The 24,020-nt window shown below is 48.0% G+C and carries 23 protein-coding genes and 1 tRNA gene; 15 read left to right on the forward strand and 9 right to left on the reverse strand.

Annotated features, from left to right (window positions below):
- Nucleotides 1-10: 10 nt before the first annotated feature.
- From B5F35_RS11975 to B5F35_RS11990, 4 genes are read left to right on the forward strand one after another with little or no spacing between them, the layout of a single operon-like run.
- Nucleotides 11-811, forward strand: a complete 801-nt coding sequence (locus B5F35_RS11975) for a hypothetical protein (protein WP_087241267.1) — start codon at nucleotides 11-13, stop codon at nucleotides 809-811.
- Nucleotides 808-3,975, forward strand: coding sequence for a hypothetical protein (locus B5F35_RS11980; protein WP_087241269.1), 3,168 nt, complete (start codon nucleotides 808-810; stop codon nucleotides 3,973-3,975). The genes B5F35_RS11975 and B5F35_RS11980 overlap by 4 nt, the downstream gene beginning before the upstream one ends.
- Complete coding sequence (locus tag B5F35_RS11985; RefSeq protein WP_087241271.1) at nucleotides 3,962-4,627, forward strand: hypothetical protein; 666 nt, start codon at nucleotides 3,962-3,964, stop codon at nucleotides 4,625-4,627. Before B5F35_RS11980 ends, B5F35_RS11985 begins: the two co-directional genes overlap by 14 nt.
- A 12-nt stretch (nucleotides 4,628-4,639) precedes the next feature.
- Nucleotides 4,640-4,984, forward strand: coding sequence for a hypothetical protein (locus tag B5F35_RS11990; protein ID WP_087241273.1), 345 nt, complete (start codon nucleotides 4,640-4,642; stop codon nucleotides 4,982-4,984).
- A 47-nt stretch (nucleotides 4,985-5,031) separates the two neighbouring features.
- Here the strand turns inward: B5F35_RS11990 and B5F35_RS11995 are convergent, their stop codons facing one another.
- The 5 genes from B5F35_RS11995 to dndB are packed head-to-tail and all read right to left on the reverse strand — an operon-like array spanning nucleotide 5,032 to nucleotide 11,062.
- Nucleotides 5,032-6,165 carry a cysteine desulfurase family protein gene (locus B5F35_RS11995; protein ID WP_087241275.1) on the reverse strand — a complete coding sequence of 378 codons (1,134 nt, stop codon included), beginning with the start codon at nucleotides 6,163-6,165 and terminating at the stop codon, nucleotides 5,032-5,034.
- Nucleotides 6,165-6,554, reverse strand: a complete 390-nt coding sequence (gene dndE, locus B5F35_RS12000) for a DNA sulfur modification protein DndE (protein ID WP_087241277.1) — start codon at nucleotides 6,552-6,554, stop codon at nucleotides 6,165-6,167. The genes B5F35_RS11995 and dndE overlap by 1 nt, the downstream gene beginning before the upstream one ends.
- Before the next feature lie 4 nt (nucleotides 6,555-6,558).
- On the reverse strand, nucleotides 6,559-8,541 hold the full coding sequence (gene dndD / locus B5F35_RS12005) for a DNA sulfur modification protein DndD (protein ID WP_087241279.1): 1,983 nt from the start codon (nucleotides 8,539-8,541) through the stop codon (nucleotides 6,559-6,561).
- Nucleotides 8,542-8,553: 12 nt separating this feature from the next.
- Complete coding sequence (dndC, locus tag B5F35_RS12010; RefSeq protein WP_087241281.1) at nucleotides 8,554-10,026, reverse strand: DNA phosphorothioation system sulfurtransferase DndC; 1,473 nt, start codon at nucleotides 10,024-10,026, stop codon at nucleotides 8,554-8,556.
- A gap of 1 nt (nucleotide 10,027) precedes the next feature.
- A complete protein-coding gene (dndB, locus tag B5F35_RS12015; RefSeq protein WP_087241283.1) occupies nucleotides 10,028-11,062 on the reverse strand; it encodes a DNA sulfur modification protein DndB in 1,035 nt (344 codons plus the stop codon).
- 274 nt (nucleotides 11,063-11,336) lie between these two features.
- Between dndB and B5F35_RS12020 the strand changes: the two genes are divergently transcribed.
- The 10 genes from B5F35_RS12020 (at nucleotide 11,337) to B5F35_RS12065 (ending at nucleotide 19,144) form a co-directional block, all read left to right on the forward strand.
- A complete protein-coding gene (locus B5F35_RS12020; protein WP_087241285.1) occupies nucleotides 11,337-11,732 on the forward strand; it encodes a (deoxy)nucleoside triphosphate pyrophosphohydrolase in 396 nt (131 codons plus the stop codon).
- Between the two features lie 60 nt (nucleotides 11,733-11,792).
- On the forward strand, nucleotides 11,793-12,326 hold the full coding sequence (locus B5F35_RS12025) for a GDSL-type esterase/lipase family protein (protein ID WP_087241287.1): 534 nt from the start codon (nucleotides 11,793-11,795) through the stop codon (nucleotides 12,324-12,326).
- Nucleotides 12,323-12,703 (forward strand): rhodanese-like domain-containing protein, encoded by a 381-nt coding sequence (locus B5F35_RS12030; protein ID WP_087241289.1) that lies wholly within the window; start codon nucleotides 12,323-12,325, stop codon nucleotides 12,701-12,703. Before B5F35_RS12025 ends, B5F35_RS12030 begins: the two co-directional genes overlap by 4 nt.
- A gap of 170 nt (nucleotides 12,704-12,873) precedes the next feature.
- Complete coding sequence (locus B5F35_RS12035) at nucleotides 12,874-13,095, forward strand: hypothetical protein (protein WP_087241291.1); 222 nt, start codon at nucleotides 12,874-12,876, stop codon at nucleotides 13,093-13,095.
- 399 nt (nucleotides 13,096-13,494) lie between these two features.
- Nucleotides 13,495-14,196 (forward strand): hypothetical protein, encoded by a 702-nt coding sequence (locus B5F35_RS12040; RefSeq protein WP_087241293.1) that lies wholly within the window; start codon nucleotides 13,495-13,497, stop codon nucleotides 14,194-14,196.
- A gap of 244 nt (nucleotides 14,197-14,440) precedes the next feature.
- Entirely contained in the window at nucleotides 14,441-14,977 is a 537-nt protein-coding gene (locus tag B5F35_RS12045) for a helix-turn-helix domain-containing protein (protein WP_242969509.1), read from the forward strand.
- Between the two features lie 229 nt (nucleotides 14,978-15,206).
- On the forward strand, nucleotides 15,207-15,641 hold the full coding sequence (locus B5F35_RS12050; RefSeq protein ID WP_087241295.1) for a hypothetical protein: 435 nt from the start codon (nucleotides 15,207-15,209) through the stop codon (nucleotides 15,639-15,641).
- Nucleotides 15,629-17,569: a MobP3 family relaxase gene (gene mobP3 / locus B5F35_RS12055; protein ID WP_087241297.1), complete on the forward strand. Its 1,941-nt coding sequence runs from the start codon at nucleotides 15,629-15,631 to the stop codon at nucleotides 17,567-17,569. Before B5F35_RS12050 ends, mobP3 begins: the two co-directional genes overlap by 13 nt.
- Before the next feature lie 69 nt (nucleotides 17,570-17,638).
- Entirely contained in the window at nucleotides 17,639-17,857 is a 219-nt protein-coding gene (locus B5F35_RS12060) for a helix-turn-helix domain-containing protein (RefSeq protein WP_087188798.1), read from the forward strand.
- 57 nt (nucleotides 17,858-17,914) lie between these two features.
- Nucleotides 17,915-19,144 carry a tyrosine-type recombinase/integrase gene (locus B5F35_RS12065; protein WP_087241299.1) on the forward strand — a complete coding sequence of 410 codons (1,230 nt, stop codon included), beginning with the start codon at nucleotides 17,915-17,917 and terminating at the stop codon, nucleotides 19,142-19,144.
- 94 nt (nucleotides 19,145-19,238) lie between these two features.
- Here the strand turns inward: B5F35_RS12065 and B5F35_RS12070 are convergent, their stop codons facing one another.
- Complete coding sequence (locus B5F35_RS12070) at nucleotides 19,239-20,522, reverse strand: hypothetical protein (protein ID WP_087241301.1); 1,284 nt, start codon at nucleotides 20,520-20,522, stop codon at nucleotides 19,239-19,241.
- A 333-nt stretch (nucleotides 20,523-20,855) separates the two neighbouring features.
- Nucleotides 20,856-20,931: transfer RNA gene (locus B5F35_RS12075), tRNA-Pro, on the reverse strand.
- A gap of 405 nt (nucleotides 20,932-21,336) precedes the next feature.
- Between B5F35_RS12075 and B5F35_RS12080 the strand changes: the two genes are divergently transcribed.
- Nucleotides 21,337-21,657, forward strand: coding sequence for a hypothetical protein (locus B5F35_RS12080; protein ID WP_442856469.1), 321 nt, complete (start codon nucleotides 21,337-21,339; stop codon nucleotides 21,655-21,657).
- Nucleotides 21,658-21,773: 116 nt separating this feature from the next.
- Here the strand turns inward: B5F35_RS12080 and B5F35_RS12085 are convergent, their stop codons facing one another.
- Together B5F35_RS12085 and B5F35_RS12090 are read right to left on the reverse strand one after the other, a co-directional pair.
- Entirely contained in the window at nucleotides 21,774-23,399 is a 1,626-nt protein-coding gene (locus B5F35_RS12085; protein WP_087241303.1) for an SIR2 family protein, read from the reverse strand.
- 39 nt (nucleotides 23,400-23,438) lie between these two features.
- On the reverse strand, nucleotides 23,439-23,687 hold the full coding sequence (locus B5F35_RS12090) for a DUF4368 domain-containing protein (RefSeq protein ID WP_242969510.1): 249 nt from the start codon (nucleotides 23,685-23,687) through the stop codon (nucleotides 23,439-23,441).
- Nucleotides 23,688-24,020: the final 333 nt, after the last annotated feature.

Below are 24,020 nucleotides of genomic sequence, written 5' to 3' on the forward strand. Positions count from 1 at the left end.
AGGTATTCGTATGTTCAAAGTCAATCCAGACGGCATGCGAATGGAGCCGACACCGGAGCGAGTTCTCTCTGTTTGCCGCTTGGTTTCCCATAAAAGCATGAGCCGTGATGAAGTGCGTCAGTGCATGACATTGGGTATCAATGATGAAAAAGAACTCGATCAAATCAACAAGTCAATCAATGTGGCCCTCGAAGAACTTGCCCTCATCAAAGCTGATGCTGACAATCTGGTCTTAGCTGTTGATCCCAGTATAATCGCTTCATCCAAGGCTTTTCGGCGGTATGTGAGTGCTCGGGTCTTCTCTGCAAAAGACACCACATTTCACATGTTCACCAAATGGCTGATTGCTCAAAATGAGCGAATCTTTGCGCTGAAATCTTGGGAAGGTATGGCTAAGACCTGTGCTTCCGAAGTGAAAGAGCTGGCTGCACTGAATGAAAACGCTGTCCTGGGATGGCGCTTTTGGGCTGCTTTTTTAGGGCTGGGCTATTTGAGCGGAACAATGATAATCCCTAATATGAAGCTACGGTTAGAAGATATATTGGCAACTACATATACAGAAAAATTCAAATATAATGAGACTGTTCTTGCCCAGGACTTCATACTTTGGCTGAGCACAAAAATCCCCGAAGTTGAGATTGGCAGTAATCTTCCCTTGGCGCTTTCTGCCGGCCTTCGCACACTGCATGAAATTGGTCTCATTAAACTTGAAACATGGTCTGACTCCACTCCGATCATGCTTTACTATGTAGACGGTGATCCTATCAATGGTTTCACACACATTTCGGTGAAGGAGGCGATGGATTCATGAAATGGGAACAGTATCGTTCTGTAATGGAAAAGTATGCGATTAAAACAGATGATATGGCCACCGAAGATGCCTATTTCATGTCTACTCACATGCCGTTCTCGTCTCTTGAGCTTTTCCGTGGTGGCTATTATGAAGAGGGGAAAATGCCTGCCCCTACAAAGTTGATGAGCGAAGATGAGGTTTTCGAGCAGCTGATCTACAACCCTGACAATGAGCATCGTATGGTCATTGTCCGAGGCAATCACGGCACTGGTAAATCTCATCTTATCCGCTATCTAAAAGGCAAGTTTGAAAGAAGCCCCTCTACTATATACAATCCTGCAACGGAGCAGTTGGTTTTCCTGCGTCGTTTGAATAACTCTGTCCGTGGAGCTTTTTCTCAGTTGTTGGAACAGGAAGCCATTAAAGACCCTGATGTTGCGGAGAAACTCCGTAAGTTTGTGGCCTCTTCTGATTCCAAAGATGAAGATTCTTTCAAGACAGAGATTCTGTATGCCTATATTGCAGCTGTGCGAAACGATATGTCCGGAGAAACCTACAAAGCGGTCAAGTGCCGTGACATTGCCAGCTACCTTGCCGACAGCCGTGTAAGCGAACATCTATTGCGTGAAGGTGGCGCAATATCCAGATGCTATAATGTCATCACGGCTCCGAGCAATCAGATTCTTCAAGACACCACAATTTTTACAGAAGAAGATTTTAATGTATCTAAAATCATCCGAGCTGTAATGAAACAGGGAGATCCCCAAGCGTCCCTCTTTGCGGCCTCTTTGAAAGGCGATGACTTTGAGATTACCAAACTCATCAACTATCTTAACAGGTTTACGAGAGAGGTCATTCAGCGTTGTGCAGACATTTCCAGTGAAAATGCGGAAACGATTTTTGCTCAGCTGAGACGAGATTTGAAAAAGCAAGGCAAAAACCTAACGATCTTTATCGAAGACTTCACCGGCTTCACTGGAATTGACCAGGAACTCATTACGGCGCTTTCTTATGAGCATGGCGGCGATTACGCAGATCTGTGTCGTGTTACTTCGGTAATCGGCATCACCAACGACTATTATTATGCGTTTCGAGGCAATTTCAAAGACCGTGTAACACACCAAATTGAGGTCACAGAACGTTCCTATGGAACTGACGAGTTTATCATTCAGATGGCTGGCCGGTATTTGAACGCAATTTACTGTGACCCCACACAACTCCATCATTGGACTGACTCCGGTGCAGATTTGAGTGAACTGCCAATCAGTGATTTCACGCCTCCTTGTGAATGGGATACCACAACCATCGGAGAAAAGAAAGTAACGCTATATCCCTTTAACCGCCATGCACTGTTGACTCTGTATGAATCTCTTGCGACAAAAAGCCCGAGAATGTTCTTAAAGAATGTTATTCGCGCCCAGTTAAAAGAATACTTTGATGGCAAGCAGTATGGGGATGGTTGGTATTTCCCGCTTAACCCCAGCAATGCTCAGATGTCCAATGATCCCCATAGTTCTTCCATTGACCGTTTGGAAAGCATGAGTTCAGATGATAAGAATCGACTGAAAGCGGTGTTTGCCATTTGGGGCGATGGTTCTGCATCCGGCGTGAAAGACATCGACGGAACGCTGCGTTTTGGTGGCCTTAATCAAGCTTTCCTTGCAGATGTGGGGCTGAATACCTTTACTGGCATCGGTGAAATCGTGGATAAATCCACTGGCAAAGCTGTATCCCCAACTGTCACATCCAAACCAGTGACAACCAGTGGAAGCAATTCTGTTCATCATCCTACTACTCCAGAACCTCTCAAGGCCAAGCCCCCTGTCGATGGTGCCACAAAGAATTATCGTAAGTTTAAGGATGATATCACGGCATGGTTTACCAAGGGTGAAACATTGAAATATGATCCCGACTATCGTGGCTGGCTTCGTACTCTTATTCGAGGAGACTCCAGGCAATGTGGTGCAATCAACTGGCAGGATATTGGTATCCCAGCCTATATTGCAGCAGAGCGTCTTTCCGACCTGAGCTGCTACTACATTAACGATCAGAGTTCTCCCACAAATACGGATAGAGCCATTGTTTACATGGACAGAAGTTCTGAAAGCCGCGATGTTCTGATGGCCTTAAATGAACTGAACTACGCAAAAGGTTGGGATTTCGAGGGCGCAGCTTATTACCAGCAGAGATTGATTACTTGGTTGGAACGCAGAAAAGCTGAAATCATCGAAAAAGTTGCCGCTACTAAGCAGGGAGAAGATTCTCTCCCGGTATTGGAGTGGTGCCTTGCGATTCAGTATCTCAAAGCGTGTATCTTGGGCCAGAAGGTTGATACGAGTTCGCCCTATTCAGTAATCAAATCTCTGTTTAAGGATTTCAAAAAAGACGATAGCATCAGGAGAGATACCCGTGAGTGGAATGACATGATTCAGTTCATTCTTAATCGCAAAGCTGACTTTGATAGTGCATTGACCTTCTTAAAGCAAGCTTCTGCAACCACAATGGGTGCGGTCCATTTTGCAGTTGATCCCAACACGAAATCCTGTTACAGAACAGACGAGCTGGTGCTCGCTGTTGAAAAACTTATGGCTGCCGACTGGGATATTGAAGCAACATTACCTGGTAGTATCCCACAGAAGCATCTTCTCTATAATCCTGCCACGCTGTTGAAAGCGCTCTATCCCAGCGTTAAAAAAGCCATGGTTGCGGATACTCAGGAAGCTGCAAAGGTGGTAGGCAAACTCGAAGAGTATATTGGTGAACTCAACCAGAAGAATCTCATTGATACGCTGTCTGCTATTCAAGAGCTGTTTTCTGTGTTTTCTGCGAATGGAATCATCGGAAGTACAGAGTTGCGGGTCAAGTATGAAAAACCTCCCATTGAGACAGCCAAAACGGTAATGGGACATGTCAAGCTAATTAACGATGCGGCCTCTGTACAAGCAGTAAAGCAGCTGACGGCATACTCCGGCAACTCGCTACATGTGCTGTATGATTTCCTTAGAGATATTCAGGCGATTGCTCAAAAGGCTGACCAGGAAGGGGCGAAGGCCCAAAAAGACATAGCTGCTACTGGCGGTTTTGCTGGTGCAGAAGCATTGTCTGAAGCTGCCTTGTCCTCTATGGAGGCACTTTACGCTCAGCTTGAGAATATGGAGGTGTACGAAAATGCTGTTAACTGAGACAATCAAAAATTGCACCTCTGCTATCAAAAAACGCCGAGTAACAATCGAAAGCAAGCAGCATGCCGAAACTTACGCAAAGGCGTTGGCACAGCTTGCCCAGGCCACCGAGAGTATTAAAGATACCATTGATTGTGCTGCTGCCATGAAAGAAAAAGGAATTGTCAGCACTTCACTTGTGGATGAACCTACTCGCAACGAATTGCTGGCTTGCATCGACGATTGCGGCAACGGAGTTTCTGAAATGCGGTTGACCTTGGAAACTGTTAGGCTTCTGAAATCCAAGGGAGATGCTGTTGCAGCACAAATTAAAATCGTATGGCGTGATGCTACTCAGAAATATTCTGATGGTCCAAAAGGCTATTTGTCTATGATTGGTGGTCTATCAAATGATCCCAAACGGGCAAAGGACTTGACAGACAGCATCACTCAAACGGTTGCTGGAAATCCATCCATCAAAGCAGTAAACAGCCTGGTTTCCTACGTGGCGGAAGCAAAGCAAATTACCGATCAATTCTCTTTGAACCCCGAAATCGAAGACTTCTTAAAGAAAGTCTCTTCTCAGCGGGCTACGGTTTTGGATTTGACCCCCAATGTCATGACATGGCTCAAGGAAAAGAACCTTAACCAAAAGTTAAAAATCAGATTCTAAGGGAGATAGATAATGATTAAAGTAGCTTGGGATGTCGAGGAATTAGTGGCTTTAATTGATGTATACCGTAAAAGTGATGGTAAAACTACCGATCAAATTGAAAAAGAGCTAATGGACTTATCAAAAAGTCTTACACTTCGCGCTCAAAAGCTTGGAATTAAGCATGACGAAAAATTTCGTAATTTAAATGGTATGAAGATGATGTTTCAAAATGTGGTCTATACAGCAACAAATGGACAACAAGGATTGTCTTCCGCAAGCTCGTCATTGCAAAAGGTATACAAGATGCTACACACAAACTCTGATGTCTTTGAGTTGATTTTGGAAGAGTTCATCAGGCGCTATCACTTAAAGTAATAAACAACAAGGTCCCAATGCCATACTTGGCGCTGGGACCTTGTTGTTTAATCGGTCATTGATTTAATGTAGTTTACAAGAACCGAAAAGTCAACTTTTGTATCATGGTTCCAAGAAAGACGGATAGCCTCATTCACTCGTGTTTCACCCAGTCCCATAGCTGTTAATACATAACTTGGGGCATGGCTGCCAGAGTTACAGGCCGAACCATTGGAGAACGCATAATCCTCCTTTACAGCAAGGAAGATACCCTCTGCATCAACACCGTGGAAACTAATGTTTACAGTGGACGACAGGCAGTGTTTTTGGTCTCCATTCAAAGTATAGTTCAGACCTTCCACAGCCTCCAGGAATCTTCGCTTAATCGCTCTACAGCTTTCCATGTGGACAGCGGATTCCTTGTCGCTTAGCTGAGCTGCGAGAGCGAAGCCTGCAACCAAAGCCACCGGTGTAGTTCCCGGACGGTATCCGCGTTCCTGCTGACCGCCATACATGAGCGGTTTGACGGGAGGCCGTCTATATGTACGGTCGCGCCGCATAATAAATGCGCCAATCCCCTGGGGACCGCTGATCTTATGGGCGGTGATACTAAGCATATTGTATTTGGTATTTCGTAAGCTATCATTCAGCTTACCAAAACCTTGTGTGGCATCAACGTGAAAATATGTCTTAGTCCCTGCTAATGCTGCACCGACCTCTTCAATAGGCTGTATCACGCCAGTTTCGCTGTTGACCTGCATCATAGAAACAAGCAGAGTTTTGTCCGTGACGAGGCTGAGAATCTGCTCCGGTTTGACTCGGCCAGACGCATCGGGTGAAACAAAATCCACAACACAGCCTTTCTCTTGCAGGTGTTTCATGGCTTCCAAAACGGACTTATGCTCGATAGACGTAGTAATGAAGTGATTACGGCCACTCTCAAGCGCGTAGTCAAGCAACCCGAGAATCGCCATGTTATTACTCTCGGTGGAACCGCTGGTAAAGAAAACATCCGTACTGTCCACAGCCAAGATCTCAGCAATGGATTTTCTTGCGGAGGAAACAATTTCTTTGGCATCTGTACCAAAGATGTGAGTTCTACTATCTGCGTTGCCATAATGAGAGCGATACACTTCAATCATTCTCTCCAGAACTCTTTCATCTATCGGAGCAGAAGCGTTGTAGTCAAGATAAACAGCCATTATGCTTCCTCCTTCGGAAGAGCAGATTCGAGTAAATCTGAGCAGCTTTTCAAAACATCTCTGGTGCTGTAATGGTTAATGCCACGATAAAGATGAAGTCGGAAGTACCGGATTAAAGTGTTAGGGTCATCTCCTAAGCCATCATTCAAACATCGCTGGCGAATAATTGCTTCATAGATTTCTGCATATTCACCGGCAAAAGTGGTCCAATCCATTTCAACATTGCTGTCAGACTGTGGATCAATACTACCAGGAATGGTAGGTTCTGAAAGCGACCAACATAATGCCCACCGGCAAAGAATATTCCAGTTTTGAACACCGGTCTTTGCTTTGATTCGAATGAGTCGCTCCTTCTCTGGCTGTGACAGTTTAAAATGCTTAATAATCATACTATCACACCCCCTCAAAATAGCCGTTGATGATAGAGGTGCATTGCTCACCTTCCCGATAATGTAGAGTAAAGTAATTTATAACATTTTCTCGAATCATATCAAGATATCTACCATAAATTTCTTCATCTGTGGAAAGAACCATAACCTGGGAGCTTGCAGACGGTAGATAGCTGGTAACGAAATTTGCCCGGTGGGAAGAATCTAAGCGAGCCATGGGTGTATCAATGACCACAGGGGCCTTATAGCCAGAGGTTCTGGCCAGTGCCCACACAATGGAAATAGCAAACATCTGCTGCTCTCCCGCGGAGAGCTGGTTCTTTAACAACTCATGCCCATCTGGATCAAGTATGGTTACATCTAAACTGTCCGTATCAATATGGATTTTACTCACAAGGGAATCTTTTTCAACCAGAGTCTGGAAGCATTCTGTGGCAGTTGCAGAAAGCTTGTCTATCTTTTCACGCTGTAAACGAACTTTAAATTCATTAAGAACTTCGATAGACATCACAGAATATTTGATAATACGGGAGTTATCATCATTCGTATTCTCTTTTTCTGCGATAGTCTTGATTAACTGCAAGCGCTTAGAATGAAGAGCTTCTTTCTGGCGCTCCAAACTCTCGATTAAGCTCTGCTGCTTCTGGTATTGGTCGTCAGCCAAAGCTTTTTTGCGCTCATATTCTTTGAGCGTCTCATAGAGTTTCATGGCCATCGTCTTTTCGTCTGACTCACCAAGGTGTGCGTCCAAGCTCATGAGCTCATTTTCTTGCGCATCGACATGACTGATTAAGGTTTCGATTTTTTGATCAAGGGAATGGAATATTGTGACAATTAATTTGTCAAAGAGGAGCATGGTCGTGTGGGACATATTAATGTGTTCCGCACCCTCGCCTGTTGAAGTGAATTTCCCGATCTCTTGCTTGACAATATCAGTAATGATTCTGAGCGTTCTGTCATCGAAATTCCCCTGATTAAATCGATCCAAAATATTTTTCTGAATACTTTCGACAATTGGGTCAGAAAGCTTCAGAGCTGCTTTTTTCTGCTCATCAATCTCTGCATCATAAGCTTGTGTAACTAATTTGCGGCACATAAAGAGCGGAGTTGCAGGATCAGATACGCGCAGCATAATTTCGTCACGAACTTCTTGCACATATGCCTTGATTTTCTCTTTTTCTTGTTTTATGGCCTCTCGGCTGAGTGTTAAGTCACCACCAGAAGCCCAAAACTTTTTTTCTTTAGTTTCTATAGCAATTGCAATACTCTCGCAATTTGCTTTTAAGATGTCAGCCTCTCGACGAGCTGTTTCGATTTTGGAGTTGAGTTCCTTGAGTTGCGCTTCTACCTCTTGGTAACCTTGGTTGACTTCGCTTTTTTCAAAAGCTTGCAGAGCATCTTTTTTTCGGCGAATTACTTCATCAATATGAGTAATTGCTTTTTCAATCGTAGAAACACCAATTGCGGATTTAATAGAAGTTTTAATTTGCTCAAATGAAGCGTCGTCAGCCAGTTGAGCGATCTTTTCGTTATCAAAGAAGAAAAATCTTGCTATTCCAAAAGGCAGAATCTCTTCAATATAGTAACTCCAACTTTCCCCAAGGTACTTATCTATTGTTCCGTTTTTCTCAACGACAATAGTTTCATCGACCTTCTTGCCCTTTAACTTCCACTTCCGGCAGACGCGCAAAGCGGTTCCGTCATCCAAACCAAGTGATACAGCGACATAAGTAAGATCATCTGTCGCGTGCTTATTAATATGCTCTATGAGTAGCCGTTCATAGGAACGCGCGTTTTCCTGAACATACTTTAATGCCTGCTTTCCATACAATGCAAGCAAAATAGCATCAAGAAAGGTCGTTTTTCCTCGACCATTCAATCCACCGATGAGAGTAACATTGCGTTTACCGATTTGGTCCGAAAGACACATTTCGTGATGACCTTTGTAGATGCCAAAATTATGCAATTCGATTTTTGTAAAATACATATTCTCAGCACCTCACTCAGTCCAATTTCCATCGTCAAAAGATTCCTGCATTCCTGTGATTTTTTTTGCACGTTCTTCTGCGATAAGGGCGGCCTCATGCTCATCACGATAAAATGCTTTTTTTATCTCATGCTCAAAATTTTGAATTACATTTCTCTTATTAGAGATGGCGGCTGCTTTAGCTTCGACATCTAATAGGGAGCGTTGCATTTCGTACATCAAAGTCTCGTCTGGACATACCGCTTGGCAAGCCTCGCGAAGAATTCTGGCTTCAGCTGGACCAAAATACTTGTTTTTGCTAATAGATCCATCTTCATAGCGTTTTCCGGTAACAGATTCGTAGATTTCGGGCAACAAATCTTCAAACTCGTGTTTTTCATCTAACCAAATTTGACGAATAAACCGAAGTTCGTCCATGGTAATCAAGGGAACATCCTTAATTTCCTCTGGTCCAATCTCATGAACAAGCTTCTCAACCTCTAATAGACGAGTTAAAAAGTACTTGCGGGTTTCCTGTGTATATGGGCCGTGTACCAGTCGCTCGTTATGCCACGTTAGACGCCCATCCATACGGCGAAAATCTCTACGCTTTCTATCGATATCCCAATTACCGGCAATTTCATTTCTGAATTCAAGCATGGGAAGCATCCACGCTTTCTCTTCGTCATTCTGGATCATGGCCGCCATGGATTTATCCTCGGAAACCATAGTACATACCCAACAACCGAAACGACTGTTGCCGCAACTGGGCGTAGATGTATCAAGCACCAACGGACACTCGCCATCCGCAGAAGCACCACTATACATTGCCAACAAGTCCTTATTTGAATGTCCCCAGGGGTTGGGGTATTGTACAAGATATTGCCAGACGTTGTCGTTGCTCCAGTTTTCAATAGGAGTAAAAACATAGGAGTTCGGAAACGATCCATTGGGGCTAAGATGATCTCGGTATCGCTTTTTCTCATAACCCTCCATGACGGCTTTGCGGGTGGCACTTTCGGCTTTGCGCGTTCCAAGGACCAGGATTGCTTCGCTCTCTGCATCCAGGATTTTTTTAACAAAGCGATTTGAGGGGTCGATTTTCATACGGTCAGTACACCAGCGAAAATCACGCCGAGGATATGGATAGCCCCGCCCTATGAGATTTACCCAGAAGGTGTTGGTGACCTCTGGAACAAGCCTATGTGGAATAATAGGTAATTTGTGTTCAGGGTTATTTGCGGCCTCTTTCATGCGCGCAATAGAGCGAGTGGCCCATAGTGCAACAACTGGGGATTCAACCAGAGTGTCTGTGCTAATAACATGAACGGGTTTGTGTAATTTATCCTTTGGAAGCTGGGAAAGTGCGATCCAAACAAGTTGTACGACGGCAGTGGAATCTTTGCCGCCACTGTATCCACAAATCCAGGGTATCTTATCTGCTAAATACACTTCCTGTATCGTGTTAAGTACAATACGAATATCTTCTTTTGTTAAATTAGCCATTTTATCCACCAATTTCTTCTGTCATAATATTCTCTATATATGTAGCCATGGCTCTTTGCGAAGCACGATTTGTAGCAACTTTTCCGTGAATAAAGACGAGATTTTCCCACACTGGGTTGGTTTTGCTCCAATCAATATGCGCCAAATGGCAAAGATGCCTTTCCCATGTATCTGGATATCTTTGAATAATTTGATTACCTCCAGCCCCGATGGCATTAAGGGTGATACTTAAGGTACAAATTGTATTTTTTCGCACATCAGAGGACTTGGCCTGACCGTTCTTTACTGCTTTCCAAAAAGGAATGTACTGAGATACTTGTTCCCAAAAATGAATTGCTAAGTTGCATTTCTCCTCCAAACCTAAGTCCAGATCTTTTAATAAGGCTTCCGTGCCGCTACAGATTGCACTTAATGTAAACAGTGCTTTAGATCGGTTGGATATGGAGGTATGTTCTTTTTCGGTCACATCCTGAAAGACATTAACCGTATTAATAACCCGCTTTGCAACAATGGAAGACTCTTCCCGCGAGTTAAAAAGAATGTTGATTGATTTTGTAGGACGAATTGCATAGCGGTTAAGATCCGAAAACATTTGCTGGGAATGAGCGAGACCTTCATCGCGATAGAAAACAACGGAGATATGCTCATTCTTTAGCTCGGGGTTCTTTTTTATTGCTTCCGCAATAGCGGCTTGCCGATGCTGCCCGTCATTTATGAGAAACTTGGCACTCATAGAAATTGTAATGTGACCGAGAAGGGGCTCGTCTTCATTTAATGGAATAAACTCCATGACACCATCAACGGAAACTGTTATCGAAGAAAACACATAGTCATCGGGGTTCTCTAAAATGTAATCTCGAATTTCTGGAATCCTGGCACGGTTGAGAATACGCTGTGCCCGAATTTCTGGTGGTAGTTGTTCGTCAACAAACTGAAAGATTTTCGGGATCACCTCTAATGGAACCATCGAGGTAAAGTATTCCCTCTTGGCTTGGATACCCTTGACGGCAGGAAACACAAAAGAAGCGGAACTCAAGAATGGCACCCTCTCTATAACGTAATAGTTAACTATAGTACACAGCAAGCCCTGCTGAGGAGCGGTCATAACATATCACATTATAAAGCATCGCGGAAGTCATGTAAAGAGAGCGGAAGTCTCTTGTTTGTTTGTTCATTGCAAGATACAAACAACAACGAAAAAAGTTATACTTGTAGAGAATAGTGAAGGTCGCTATACTTGGTACATGGATTACTTATACCAACGATTATCCATGTGCAAATATCTATCAATCTGTAAAATGGGTGAGTAAATGACCGAAGTAGTTGCGGCCCTGATCTGGAATCAGGACAAGTTTATGATTTGCCAGCGCCCGGCCCACAAGGCCAGAGGGCTGCTGTGGGAGTTTGTGGGCGGTAAGGTAGAGCCAGGAGAAATCAAGGAGCAGGCTCTCATCCGGGAATGTCAGGAGGAACTGGCGGTCACATTGGATGTGGGCGAGGTATTCATGGATGTGATTCATGAATACCCCGATCTGACGGTCCATCTGACACTGTTCCATGCCACTATCCGGGAGGGCGTCCCCCAGAAACTGGAGCATAATGACATCCGTTGGATCACGGTGGATGAGATTGATCAATTTGAGTTCTGCCAAGCAGATGAAGAAATTTTAATAAGACTAAAGCAATCCAAGAGGCGGAAAGATTAGGCGAAAGTCTCATTAACCACATTAGGGAATGTGAACATACGGAGAAAGGAAAAGCGCAGGATGAATATCATCTGCTTCGGCGACTCTAACACCTACGGCTACGATCCCCGTGGCTATTTCGGCGGGCGCTATGACGCAGACAACCGGTGGGTGGACATCCTGGCTGCGGAGACCGGATGGACGATCTCTAACATGGGACAAAACGGTCGCGAGATTTCATCCGCCGCTCCAGACTTCTCTGTTGACACGGAGTTGCTGATCGTCATGCTCGGAACCAACGATCTGCTCCAGGGCAGAAGCCCGGAGCAGGCGGCTGAAAAGTTGGAGCGATTTCTTGCGGCTGTTCCGTTAGACCGAAGCAAGATTCTGCTGATCGCACCGCCACCGGTGGCCTTGGGCGCGTGGGTACCCAGCCCACAGCTCATTGGTGACTCCTGCACCTTCGCCCGATGCTGTAAAGTTTTGGCGGAGAAAATGGGTATCCGCTTTGCCGACGCCGGAAGGTGGGACATCCCTTTGGCCTATGACGGCGTACACTTCACGGAGCAGGGCCACAAGGCCTTTGCTGCCGGACTTTTGGAGGAACTGAAATGAAACGAATTATCCCTTTCCTGCTTGCCCTTTTCCTGCTGACCGGATGTGGCGGGACTTCTGCCGACAGCTCCTACCAGCAGATCACCCAGGAAGAAGCCAAAGAGATGATGGACACCCAGGAGGTCATCATACTGGATGTGCGGGAGCAGGACGAGTACGATAGCGGCCACATCTCCGGCGCTGTGCTGCTGCCAGTGGGTACCATTGACGAAACGACTGCTGCTGAGGTGATCCCTGAGAAGGATTCCACGGTGCTGGTCTACTGCCGCAGTGGAAACCGCAGCAAGACAGCCTCCTCCACACTGGCCGAGTTGGGTTATACCAACATCTACGAATTTGGCGGCATTAATACCTGGCCTTATGAAACAGAGCAGTAGGGCGGGCAGAGGTCTCAAGTGGCACAAAATATGTGCCGCCTAAACAAAGAAATAGCCGCAGGAGCATATGGACAGCGGCACAAGAGCGGGCGATACACCCTTGCATCAGGCGCTCCGTGAAGCCCTTGGCAAACTGCCTGGTCAATGCAGACTGTTATGGAAGACAGGGCTTGGTCATCATCAAAAAGCGGAATGCTATCACCATGTCCAACCCCGGCAGTTTCCGCATTGAAATTGATGCACCGAAAAGTGGTGGTATCCCCGCCATCTTCCGCGCCTGGCGCGAGCAGGGCTGGAGAGAGCCTGTCATAGAAGAGTCCTTTGAGCCGGATAGAACGGTTCTGTCATTATCGCTACTCAAAAAAGAAAGTAGCGATAAAAAGCGGCGATAAAGGAGCAAAAACAGCCGCTCAGAAAATTGCATCCTTGAATATCTTACCGATCATGCTTCTGCAAAGTGCTCGGACATTTCCAATATGCTTGGTGTTAAAGACGCACGCGCAAGACGGATGCTCGGTGAGATGATCATTGAAGAAACAATCGTTACCGAGGGCGGCAATCGGAACCGCATATATAAGCTGAAAGCATAAGGTAACCGTGCGGTGTAACTTCTGGATTGAAGTATTTGTTATTTTGCTTGCGGGACAACACCAAAATTATAGAATGGAATGGTCGGGGAAATTTTTGAAACGAAGAATTCGCTAACCAGGAGCGGGTGGTAATTGCGAAAATCGCAATTACCACTCTGCACACAGCAACCAAAAGCATATTCAGAAAGGTGAGGTGACCAGATGGCAGACAGAATAATCCGCGCAGGCTACTACCGGCGGTACGACGGCAAGTTGATCTATCTGGTCACGGCGGCCGAGGATGCGGAAACCGGTGAGGAGACGGTCATCCTGCGCTCCTATTCTTTTTCTGAGGTTCCGCAGTACTTCACAATGAGCAAGAAATCCTTCTGCGCGTTCATAGAGATCAACGGCGAGCGGAAGGCCAGGTACAAGCGGGTCACCAATATGAAGATCACCGAGGCAGTCATCTCCAATCTTGCCGAGGACGGTATGCGCGGGCCGATTCGCAAAAAGAGAGCGGAGCGGGATGCTGAATACGACTCCCGCGTCTATCAATCTGCGCCTACCTACCTCACATACGCCAAAGACCTCTGCGAGAACTATCGTTTCGATTCGGCCAAGTATCGTCTCTGCATGAACGAGAAGCGGTATGCCGCTATCACCCGAAGTGACTTTGCCAAACTGAAAGAGGACATACAGTTTCTGGACAACTCGCTGAAGACGGTGCTGCAGGATCACCAAGCGTACTTCCAGGAGCGGTTCGTGAACGGCCTGTCTATCCGCAAGTACGCGGAAGCCCATCAGCTGAACCGCGGCAGCGTCGACTATCTGCAAAAGAAACTTCTGACTGCTCTGGCGCAGCTTCTGAAAGAGCGGGATGAAGCAGACGGGATCTGTCGCCTGCGGTCCAAAACAACTTGATACACTTACATCAGGACGAGAGCGTCTGCTGAATGGCAGGCGCTCTTTTTCTGTCAATTTTATGTCAGCCCGCTATATGGCTCGGCTAAGTAGTGAGGGGGTATTTTCAAAATGAATTTTGAGGAACGGTCAATCGAGAATACACAACTGCTCTTCGGAGAGGTGATGCCCGTGTCTGAATGACCGGACGGTGTATGGAGGATGATGTTCGTGCTGCAAACGAAGAAAGGACAGGAGGTGCTGTATGAAGTTCCGGCAGTGGCCCAAACGCGATCCCAACAAAAACTATTTTCTGGTTCCCAACGAAGTATTTCACGTCGGTCTCAATCACCCGGAGATCTCGATCTACTGCTATCTGCTGAGCATCGAGGACAGAGAAACCTATCAGTGCTGGCCCAGCTACAAGACCATCGGCAAGGCGCTGGGGATGTGCGAAAACACAGTCAGCAAGTATGTGCGCAGTCTGGAGGAGAAAGGTCTTATCCGCACCGAGCCGACCATGATACGGAGCAAGGACGGCAGGCCGCTCAATGGAAACCTGCTCTACACCATCTGCCCCATCCAGGCGGCGGTGGAATCGTTCTATGAGCGGCAGTTCCGGCAGCTGGAGGAGGATGCCGCCCGTCAAAGAGTGGCGGAGCGTCTGGCGGAATCCGCCCGCAGAAGCCCACAGAACGCCCTGTGTGCGCCTTTGGGCAAACCTGCGGGGCTGGATACCCCCCTCGGGCGTGGAGAGCGGATTTGGGCCGCTTTCGGGGGCGTTTCCAGAGCTGGCTTCTGAATCGCTTCCGGGGATGGAAGAAAAAGCGGGGACGAAGGAAAAAGCAGGATAAAACCCTGGCGCCGCAAGCGCCGCCCGGCCGGTCACGTCTGCCCGCAGTGCGGGCAGTTTCGGGGAGCGTAGGCTGGCGTCTTTGACGGGCAGAAAATAGGCCGTTGGCGTCAGCTTTCCTCAAAAGCCCTGTGCTGCAGGCTTTTTGCCGATGTCTGTTGGAAGAAAGGAGGATTTTATGGGTAACGAAACGAAGGAGCGGCTCCCGCTGCGGATGAAGCCGGAAACCAGCCGGAGGCTGGAGCAGTGGTACGCCGCCGACAACTGCCGGAGCAAAAACGAGTTCGTGGAAAAGGCCGTCAACTTCTATGTAGACTATCTGGAGATGCAGGAAAACCAATCCCTGCTGCCCACGGCGCTCCTGGCCGCGCTGGACGGCAGACTGGGCCGGCTGGAGGATCACATCGCCAGGCGGGAGTTCACCCGGGAGGTGGAGCTGGATCTGCTCATCGGGATCATCGCGGATGCGGTGGAGGTAGACCGGGATGACCTGAAGCGCAAACGGGCGCAGAGCGTTCGAAATGTGAGAGCCACCAACGGTCTCATCTCGCTGGAGAAGCGAGCGCGCTCCGCCGGGGAGCCAGACTGGGGTGGTGACGAATGGCCAGACTGATCCTGAAAAGCCCCTACATCAAAAGCACCGGCGGCGCGGCCGGGTATCTCCGCTACATCGCAACCCGGGAGCGGGTAGAGATTCTTCCGGATGACCGTCCGCCCACGCGCAAGCAGGAGCAGCTCATCGCAAAGCTGGTGAAGGACTTCCCGGACACCAAAACCCTCTACGAGTATGAGAGCTGCCAGGCCAAGCCCACTAAGGCGGCGGCCTCCGCGTTCATCACCCTGGCGCTGGAATCCAACTGGGATGCGCTCCATCAGTCGGAGCAGTATATGAAGTACATCGCCATCCGGCCCCGGGCGGAGCGGCTCGGTTCCCACGGGCTGTTCGGCGACAGCGACGGCGTGTCGCTGGAAAAAGCGATGGCAGAACTGGAGCAGTACACCGGAAATGTGTGGACGCACATCATCTCTCTCAAGCGTGAGGACGCAGCGCGTCTGGGCTTCGACAACGCCGCGGCGTGGAGAAATCTCATCCGCGCCCACCGCAATGAGATCGCGGCGGCGATGAAGATACCGCCCGCAGACTTCCGCTGGTACGCGGCCTTCCACGACGAGGGCGAGCATCCGCACGTCCACATGATGGCCTGGTCGGCCAAACCCGGACAAGCCTACCTCTCCAAAGAGGGCATCCGTCAGATCAAGTCCAGGCTGACCAACGACATCTTCCGGGACGAGATGCTCCACCTCTACGAGCAGAAGTCGGCGTCCCGGGACGAGCTGGTGCGGCAGGCTCGGCGAGCCATGCTGGAGCTGGTGCAGGCGATGCGGGACGGTCTGTGCGACCATCCGGAGGCCGAGCAGCTCATGCAGGAGCTGGCGGTACAGCTGGGAACGGTCAAGGGCAAGAAGTCCTACGGCTATCTTCCCAAGCGGATCAAGGGGCTGGTGGACGAGATCGTGGACCAGATGGAGCGGCTCCCCATCGTGCGCCAGTGCTACGACCAGTGGCTCTTGCTCCAGGGAAAGGTGGATGGCTACTACCACGACACGCCCCGGGAGCGGCTCCCGCTCTCCAAGGAAAAGGAGTTCCGGCAGATCAAAAACGCCGTCATCCGGGAAGCGGAGCGGCTGCGCCTGGGCCAAGTCACCTTCGAGGACCAGGACATGGGCCAGCGGGATGAGCCGGAGCAGTTCCGAAATGCGCCCTATGCGTACTGGACGCTGCAAGAGGTCATCCGAAATGAAGAGCTGACACTGGAGGAACGGAGCGGCGCGGTATCGGAACTGGAGAAGCTGGCAAAGGGCGGCGACCGCTACTCCCAATACCTGTTGGGCAAGCTCTGGCGGGACGGTCCTCTGCTGATCCCCGACGGGGTGAACGCTCGGTATTGGTTCGAGCAGGCCGCCCGGCAGGGGCATCCGGCGGCGCAGTACGCCCTCGCCAAGCTGTTTCTTTCTGGCGATCTGGAGGTGCGGGACACCGCGCGGGGCATGGACTGGCTGCGCACCGCTGCGGAAGGCGGAAACAGGTGGGCCATGTACCGCCTGGGCAAAGAGCTGCTCCGCGGCGAGATCACGAAACAGGACGCGGCGGGCGCCGTGGAGTGGTTCACCCGTTCCGCCGAGCAAGGCAATCCCTATGCCCAGTACCTGCTGGGCAAGCTGTACCTCATGGGAAAGGAAGTGCCCCGGGATGAGGAGCGCGCCGTTCAATGGCTGACCCGGTCGGCGGAGCAGGGGAACGAATACGCCCGGTACCTTCTGGACCACAGGGAGGAACAGCGTCCGCCCGATGTGATGCTGGCGGTAACGCGGCTGCTCTACCACATGAGCCGGGTGTTCCAGGACAACTCCCTGCCCGAGTCCCGCCCCGGCGGCATCCAGATCGACCGCAAGCGGCTCAAAAAGCTGCGGGAAAAGAAGATTGCCCAGGGCCACAAACCGGATGACCATGAGGAGCAGCAGCCCGAAATGACCATGTGAGCGGCGCAGAAAATGGGCCGCAAAACAAGGAATAAAATCCCTTCCGCGGGAAGGGTGGAAAGGAATCTGATGAAACGATCCAAGTATAACTCGTTCAACGAGCTCCCTCTGATGCTGACCGTGCAGGATGTGGCCGATGTGTTGGGTATCGGCCTGGCCCACGCCTACGAGGTGGCGCACCGGAAGGATTTCCCCACCATCACCCTGGGCAGCCGCATCATCGTCCCCCGGGATAAGTTCATGGCGTGGATCGAGGAGCAGGCGGCTCAAAAGACGGAAATATTTTAGTAGCTATTTCCGGGATTCTGTGGTATTTGTTTGTGTTGCCGAAAGGAGGGACAACCAATGGCAAAGAAACGAGCAAACGGCGAGGGCAGCATTCGCAGAAAGCCCAACGGCCGCTGGGAGGGCAGATACACCCTGGGGATCGACCCCGCCACCGGCCGTGCCATCCAGAAAAGCGTGTCCGCCAAGACGCGGGCCGAGTGCAAGGAAAAGCTGGACCGGGCCATCCGGGACAACCGGGGCATCCCGATGGACCACAACGAGGACTACACCGTGGCGGAGTGGTGCAGGCTGTGGTTTGAAACCTACAGCAAGCCTGTGATCCGCCCCAACACCGCAAAGACCTATGAGAACATGATCGAAAACCACATCGTACCGGCCATCGGAGGAGTAAAACTCAAACGGCTCACCGCCATCCAGATCCAGCAGATGTACAACGATTCCAAGGCCAGGGGGCGGGTACAGCGGTTTGATACGCAGACCAACGCAGCCCTGTCCGGCAGTACCGTCCGGCGCATCCACATGGTGCTCTCTTCGGCGCTCAAGCAGGCGGTCAAGGAGCGGATCATCCCCTACAACCCCTGCGACAACTGCCGCATCCCGCGCAAAGAGCACCGGGAGATGACCATCATCCCGCCGGAGAAGCTGGGGGTGTATCTCCGCGAGGCGGAGAAGTACGGCGTCCTGCCCATGTTCTTCCTGGAGCTGTCCAGCGGCCTGCGGCGCGGGGAGCTGCTGGCGCTCCTGTGGGATGACCTGAACGTGAAGGACCGCATCCTCTCGGTGAGCAAGCAGGTCACCCGCATCGACGGGGAGCTGGTGGTGACCGAGCCAAAGACCAAGAACTCCATCCGCAGGGTGGCACTGTCCCAGCAGGCGGTGGATATCCTGGTGCGGGAGCACGAACAGCATCCCGACAACCCCATCCTGTTCCCGTCGCCCCGCACCGGCGGCTACTGGAGCCCGGATGCGGTGTCCCGGATCAACCGAAAGCTGCTGGAAATGGCCGGTATCGAGGAACACGTGCGCTTCCACGATCTCAGGCACACCTTCGCTACCATGGCCCTCTCCAGCGGCGTGGACGCAAAGACCCTGTCCAGCATGCTGGGCCACTTCAGCGCCGGGTTCACCCTCGACACGTATACACACATCACCAACGAGATGCAGAGGGGCGCGGCGGAGAAGATTGGCGGCTTCATGGAAACGGCCACGGACAGGCCGGACCCTGAGCCGCCTGACCCGCCGGAGGAGAGCCGGTGTAAGGTGATCCCGTTCGAGAGGGTGGGGTGAGAGAAACGAAGCCCAAGGGACAGAGGTGTGTCCCTTGGGCTTCCGTTTTGTTGCTCAGAAAAGCATTGTTTTTTGCGGAGTGATTAGAAGTCGCTCAATTTTTGCACGGCGGTAGATAATACACTTTGTCACCTTTGGAAATCAACTGCACATCTTCAAGGTAGAAATCTGAATTATCGTGGTGCAACTCAGCGCGCCCACTGGCCTGAGAATCAATCATATATGCAGTTTTTTCGGAGATGGAACAGAAATTCCAATCATCGTTTATCAGACCAGGAATGAAATGAATGGCTTTATCCCAGCCTTTTCTCTTTCGGCGTATCTCTGCTGTGTCGACATTGAGCCGCTTTGTGGTATCCTGATGCCACTGAGTTAGGCGGGACTGAGTTTCCTCAACTTGCTGAGTATAGGTTGGCAGCAATGCGGTACATTGCGCTCTTGAAACAGCGCCAAGATGTAGAGCGAATCTAAGGTCAGAGATCTTATGGAGCATTTCCAGTAAGGTGTTCTGATATATGTACCAGTTCTGTGCCTCTTGCAATTCTTTTTCATAGGTAGCAAAATCAAGGTCATTCTTCTTTGTGACGCCTGCCAATGTAAGGTTGGCCTGCCCTAAAAGTTTGGTGCATTCTTCCTCCAGACTATCCAATTGTGCGATTTTAGAGAGTCTCAACTCATCATTCTCAAGGATCTCCACTTGAAACTCAGCGATTTTCTTAATATGGCTGACCAGGGAGAAAACCCGGCTTCTATATTCGTTGTCCTGGAAATCTGCAATTTTAGAGATGCCATCACTGATTTGTCCCAATTCGGCGTTGATTTGTGTCATATAATACTGACCAACGACTATAGACGCAACACCCATTGTAGCCGCAGCTGTGTTGGCAATTACAGCGGTGCCCTTTTGTGCTTCAACTGCTACCCAATTTGCGTGTCCTTGGATGCCCTCCGCACCGTGATAAAAACCGCGAACAGCGCCATCCATTGCTCTTGAATCTGCAAGTTTTGCTCCGGCAGGAATGATTGCCCGATATAGAACTTCACCTTGAGTTTGTGCTGCCTGGACTGCGTTGTTAATTGCATTACCAGCCTGCACCAAACCAGGAACAAGGCTGTTTACTCGAGCCAAAACCCTGCTGTCAGTAATTTCAATCAGTTTGCTCTCATCGCCAATCGTTTCAGTGGGGAGCATCTCTACTTGAATCCTAAATTCTTGGGAAGCAGTATCCTGCACCATAGATGTTGCCCTGCTTGAGGTATCCGTTGATACTTCAGATGGCGATAAGCTATTAGTGGCTTTTGTTTTTGATTTGAAAATGACTACTGCATCAATAACAACAATTGCAATGATGCATACTCCGATTATCATGTACTCCATATATGGCGGTACCTCCTTTTTGGTCTATAAAAGAGGTTGCAAATTTCGCGAAGCGGTATAAACGGAAAAAACCAGTTCCTCACCTGCTTGACAAAATTTATTATAGCGAAGATTAGATTTGGTTTCAATTATTAAGTCATAAAGGCTTGATTCTTGCCGCTTACACCCGTTAGGGATGGGTTAGGGATTTGGTGGTTTCGGCGGTTATCCTCGCTCTTGTTCCCGCCGCTTTTCTGCTCCTAAAACCACCGCTGAACAGCAATCTCCAAAATCGCGAAAACCGAACCAAAAACGCAGAAAAACCGCCTATACAGGCGGTTTTTCTGCAAAATTTGGTCGGAGTGCGGGGACTCGAACCCCGGGCCTCCTGCTCCCAAAGCAGGCGCGCTACCAACTGCGCAACACCCCGATATGAAATTGTGGGACTGCCCGGGCGTATCCTCCCAAACGTGTGTCGGAACTTTCAGGTAGCACTCTGTTGCCCTCTTTGAACCTTTCCGCCGCTCCGGCAATTCCTCTTTGACACTCTTTTGCCCTGCGTGTTTCAAGCAAAACTTTCTCCTTTTGGGATGGGTGTGGGATTGGATTCTGTATATTAAAAGAAGTGCCGTCCAGGGAGAGCGGTGATGGAGGGTCAGCCCCCCGCAGAGAGGGCGCAGGGAATGCGCCGCATAAACAAAGAATAGCCGCTTTCGCCTGCGGCCTCCAATCGACAGAGCGGCCCGCCTATGGTATGATGAGACAAGAACGAGAAAAGCCGCCGAATGATTTCCATGGTCAGCCAGAAGAATGATGAAACAGGCAGGGCGAGAATATGAAGTTTAAGAGATATTTGCCGCCACTTATCATGTGGATCATTTTTGAAACGATCGCGGTGACATTGTGGCTTGTACTGGACAATCTATTCTATCTTTTCAACTTCTCTTATATCGGCACTGCAATCGCTGTTGGGCTGGTCTTATATCAGCAGAAGAAAAAATACGCCCGGAATGCAGTCCAGTTTGTAGTCGGCATGTATATGCTCGTCTATCTGGGGATTCTTTGCCGGGAAAATATGCAGATCGAGGGATTTTGGTACTATCTTTTCCTCGGCGTATTTGAAGCGGCGACCATTCATTATGCCGTTGCGAAATGATGTTTGGGTGCGGTAGTGAGACTATGCCCGTTGGCCCGCAATATCACATGATGAATTAAAAATGGATAAAAATAGATCCTCCCCAGTTAAGAAAAGGATCTATATAACAGCATATGTTAATTCACATTTGAATTGTCTGATAATTCTGTTATTCTTTGTTTTGCCAGGGTTGAATAAACGTGAATATCCCAAAGGGCGATACACTTTTTGAAATTTGATCTTGATTGATGGCCTTTACCGGTTATAGACAGCAAGGCAGGTTCATCTTCCAGCGCCAATTTTATAAATTGCAACAAATCATCCGGATTCATCTTGCTAAAATCACTTGTGAAAATAGTTGAAATCGTTTTGCTCAATCCATACTGCCTATAATAATCAACTATACAAGGAAGGCGCGTATATCCTCTTTTCTTAATGGACTCTTTTTGAGAAAATGAGAGCAAATCTTTACTGGTTTTATCCAAAGAGAATTTTACTTTATCGTTTATGCAGTCGATTGATTGACAGCGGCTGACAAATTGTCTTACAGGCCAGATTGTGCGACCATTATACAAATAAGGAATTGCCTCCTTTAAAATCATGTCATCGTCATACTGCAAATCTGATTGACCTATGGCATATAGATACAATTCCTCTGCCTTTATCCCTCTATACCCGACTTTCCCGAATTTACCATAAACCCCAACACCTACGACAAAATCAATATCTTGACTATCGTCTTCAATGTTTGTAGCAACATATAATTTTTCTGTAGGCTTATTTGTTTTTACCAATTCATACAGTTGACTTTTTATACGGCGAAGAGCTTTTACATCGTATTTCACCGTATTATCTAAAATGGCTGAATATAATATGGAGTAATCAAACAGTTTAATATTCTCCATAATTATCGTTTTTCCGTTATCAAAGTCGAACTGCCTTTCGCTGATTCCTTCTTCTTTTGGGTCTTCTGTCCACTCAATAAAAATCAGTCTCTTTTTCAACTGTTCCAATTGGCTGTTTTCAAGGCACTCTGAAATAGAACGCAATATGCGGCGAATATTGGGGTCGCTAACACTATATCCAAGGAAAATAATAGGACGTTCTAAGAAAAGAGTTAGTATTTTTGAACTCAAATATGCACTTTTCCTAACAAACAAGTCATAATCATGCGAGTTAATTACTATAGAATCGGGCTTTGAGCAACAGCCATGTATCTTGTATATTTCTGCAACTTCATAAATTGTAGAAAACAACAATTCATTTTGGCCAATGTATGGTTGAAAATGATCTTTACCAAAATTGTTTTCAAGAAACAAATCATAATTAGTAGTAATAATACAACTGATATTTTTATTGCCAATTTCCTTGAATAGAGTTATCTCATCAGAATATTTTTGCTGAATCGACTTGCTTTTTTCTTTGAAATAATCTGCAATACAAAACTTAAACGGAGAAATTTTTGCAGCAATATCTTCAGCATGAGTTTTTCTACTTTCGGCATATCTATCCTCTGTAAAAAAGGCATCATTAAAATCAGCCTCTATATAATCTGCGATTTTAGGATAAATCATATCCGAACACTCTCTGCATTCTCGCTCGGCCTTGCTATAATAATATTCATACGGTGACTTGACACAATATAGCCGTAAGAGACCTTCCCAGTTAGGAAGATCTAAGTATCTTCGTGTAAGCCCTGATCCAACAAAAAGAACAGGTAGCGCAGGGGCATTAGACAACATCTGAATAATTTGCTCTCTCATATCAACATCTCCCAATCCACTTTACAATGTCAAGATTTCTCAAGAGTCAGTTCCAACAGGTTCATTCACTGGAATTTCCCCGACAAAGTTGTAGGCAATTTTGACTTCCTGAATCTTCTGGTCGTCTATCCTTTTGACCTTGTCCACCAGAATGTGGCTAATTAGGCAGTTAAGAACTGTTTGGTTAGCGGTTGCGGTGGGAAGAGCTTCGACATATTTTGTGCTTGATGGCTCAATAATTATCAAAACAATAGAACGCTCTTCCTGAATAATCCATATAATACGCATGCTGAAATATTCCGTTTTTCTCAGCATAGTCCCGAAGCATGATTTTTTGATTGCTGATGCTCATGCTCTCGTTAACACCACCATCATCCAAAGAAATGCGGCAATAGAGAGTTTTGATCTTCAAGTTGATTTGCTTTTTCTGCCTATAGTAAACTCCTTCTATGAACAAAAATACAACAATTATACTATACCATGTTCCTGCTACAAATTCAAATAGTCATTAAGCCGCTTTCTGACTCAGATTCGTAATTTTCTGGTCTTTTTTCTAACTATTCACAGGTTTGGCACCCGGTTATCTATTCAAAGGCTTCCTGTATGGTTTTTTGTTGGAAA

Source organism: Anaeromassilibacillus sp. An200, from assembly GCF_002160025.1.
In the GTDB taxonomy this organism is placed as follows: Bacteria; Bacillota; Clostridia; order Oscillospirales; family Acutalibacteraceae; genus Caccousia; species Caccousia stercoris.

What these genes read in the sequence shown, in the direction of transcription:
- B5F35_RS12025 (WP_087241287.1), top strand. Translation starts at nt 11,793, where the DNA reads ATGAATATCATCTGCTTCGGCGACTCTAACACCTACGGCTACGATCCC.
- B5F35_RS12065 (WP_087241299.1), top strand. Translation starts at nt 17,915, where the DNA reads ATGGCAAAGAAACGAGCAAACGGCGAGGGCAGCATTCGCAGAAAGCCC.
- B5F35_RS12060 (WP_087188798.1), top strand. Translation starts at nt 17,639, where the DNA reads ATGAAACGATCCAAGTATAACTCGTTCAACGAGCTCCCTCTGATGCTG.
- B5F35_RS11990 (WP_087241273.1), top strand. Translation starts at nt 4,640, where the DNA reads ATGATTAAAGTAGCTTGGGATGTCGAGGAATTAGTGGCTTTAATTGAT.
- B5F35_RS12050 (WP_087241295.1), top strand. Translation starts at nt 15,207, where the DNA reads ATGGGTAACGAAACGAAGGAGCGGCTCCCGCTGCGGATGAAGCCGGAA.
- B5F35_RS12080 (WP_442856469.1), top strand. Translation starts at nt 21,337, where the DNA reads ATGAAGTTTAAGAGATATTTGCCGCCACTTATCATGTGGATCATTTTT.
- dndC (WP_087241281.1), bottom strand. Translation starts at nt 10,026, where the DNA reads ATGGCTAATTTAACAAAAGAAGATATTCGTATTGTACTTAACACGATA.
- B5F35_RS12070 (WP_087241301.1), bottom strand. Translation starts at nt 20,522, where the DNA reads ATGGAGTACATGATAATCGGAGTATGCATCATTGCAATTGTTGTTATT.
- B5F35_RS11980 (WP_087241269.1), top strand. Translation starts at nt 808, where the DNA reads ATGAAATGGGAACAGTATCGTTCTGTAATGGAAAAGTATGCGATTAAA.
- B5F35_RS12085 (WP_087241303.1), bottom strand. Translation starts at nt 23,399, where the DNA reads ATGAGAGAGCAAATTATTCAGATGTTGTCTAATGCCCCTGCGCTACCT.
- mobP3 (WP_087241297.1), top strand. Translation starts at nt 15,629, where the DNA reads ATGGCCAGACTGATCCTGAAAAGCCCCTACATCAAAAGCACCGGCGGC.
- B5F35_RS12040 (WP_087241293.1), top strand. Translation starts at nt 13,495, where the DNA reads ATGGCAGACAGAATAATCCGCGCAGGCTACTACCGGCGGTACGACGGC.
- B5F35_RS11975 (WP_087241267.1), top strand. Translation starts at nt 11, where the DNA reads ATGTTCAAAGTCAATCCAGACGGCATGCGAATGGAGCCGACACCGGAG.
- B5F35_RS11995 (WP_087241275.1), bottom strand. Translation starts at nt 6,165, where the DNA reads ATGGCTGTTTATCTTGACTACAACGCTTCTGCTCCGATAGATGAAAGA.
- B5F35_RS12020 (WP_087241285.1), top strand. Translation starts at nt 11,337, where the DNA reads ATGACCGAAGTAGTTGCGGCCCTGATCTGGAATCAGGACAAGTTTATG.
- dndE (WP_087241277.1), bottom strand. Translation starts at nt 6,554, where the DNA reads ATGATTATTAAGCATTTTAAACTGTCACAGCCAGAGAAGGAGCGACTC.
- B5F35_RS12045 (WP_242969509.1), top strand. Translation starts at nt 14,441, where the DNA reads ATGAAGTTCCGGCAGTGGCCCAAACGCGATCCCAACAAAAACTATTTT.
- B5F35_RS11985 (WP_087241271.1), top strand. Translation starts at nt 3,962, where the DNA reads ATGCTGTTAACTGAGACAATCAAAAATTGCACCTCTGCTATCAAAAAA.
- B5F35_RS12090 (WP_242969510.1), bottom strand. Translation starts at nt 23,687, where the DNA reads ATGCGTATTATATGGATTATTCAGGAAGAGCGTTCTATTGTTTTGATA.
- B5F35_RS12030 (WP_087241289.1), top strand. Translation starts at nt 12,323, where the DNA reads ATGAAACGAATTATCCCTTTCCTGCTTGCCCTTTTCCTGCTGACCGGA.
- dndD (WP_087241279.1), bottom strand. Translation starts at nt 8,541, where the DNA reads ATGTATTTTACAAAAATCGAATTGCATAATTTTGGCATCTACAAAGGT.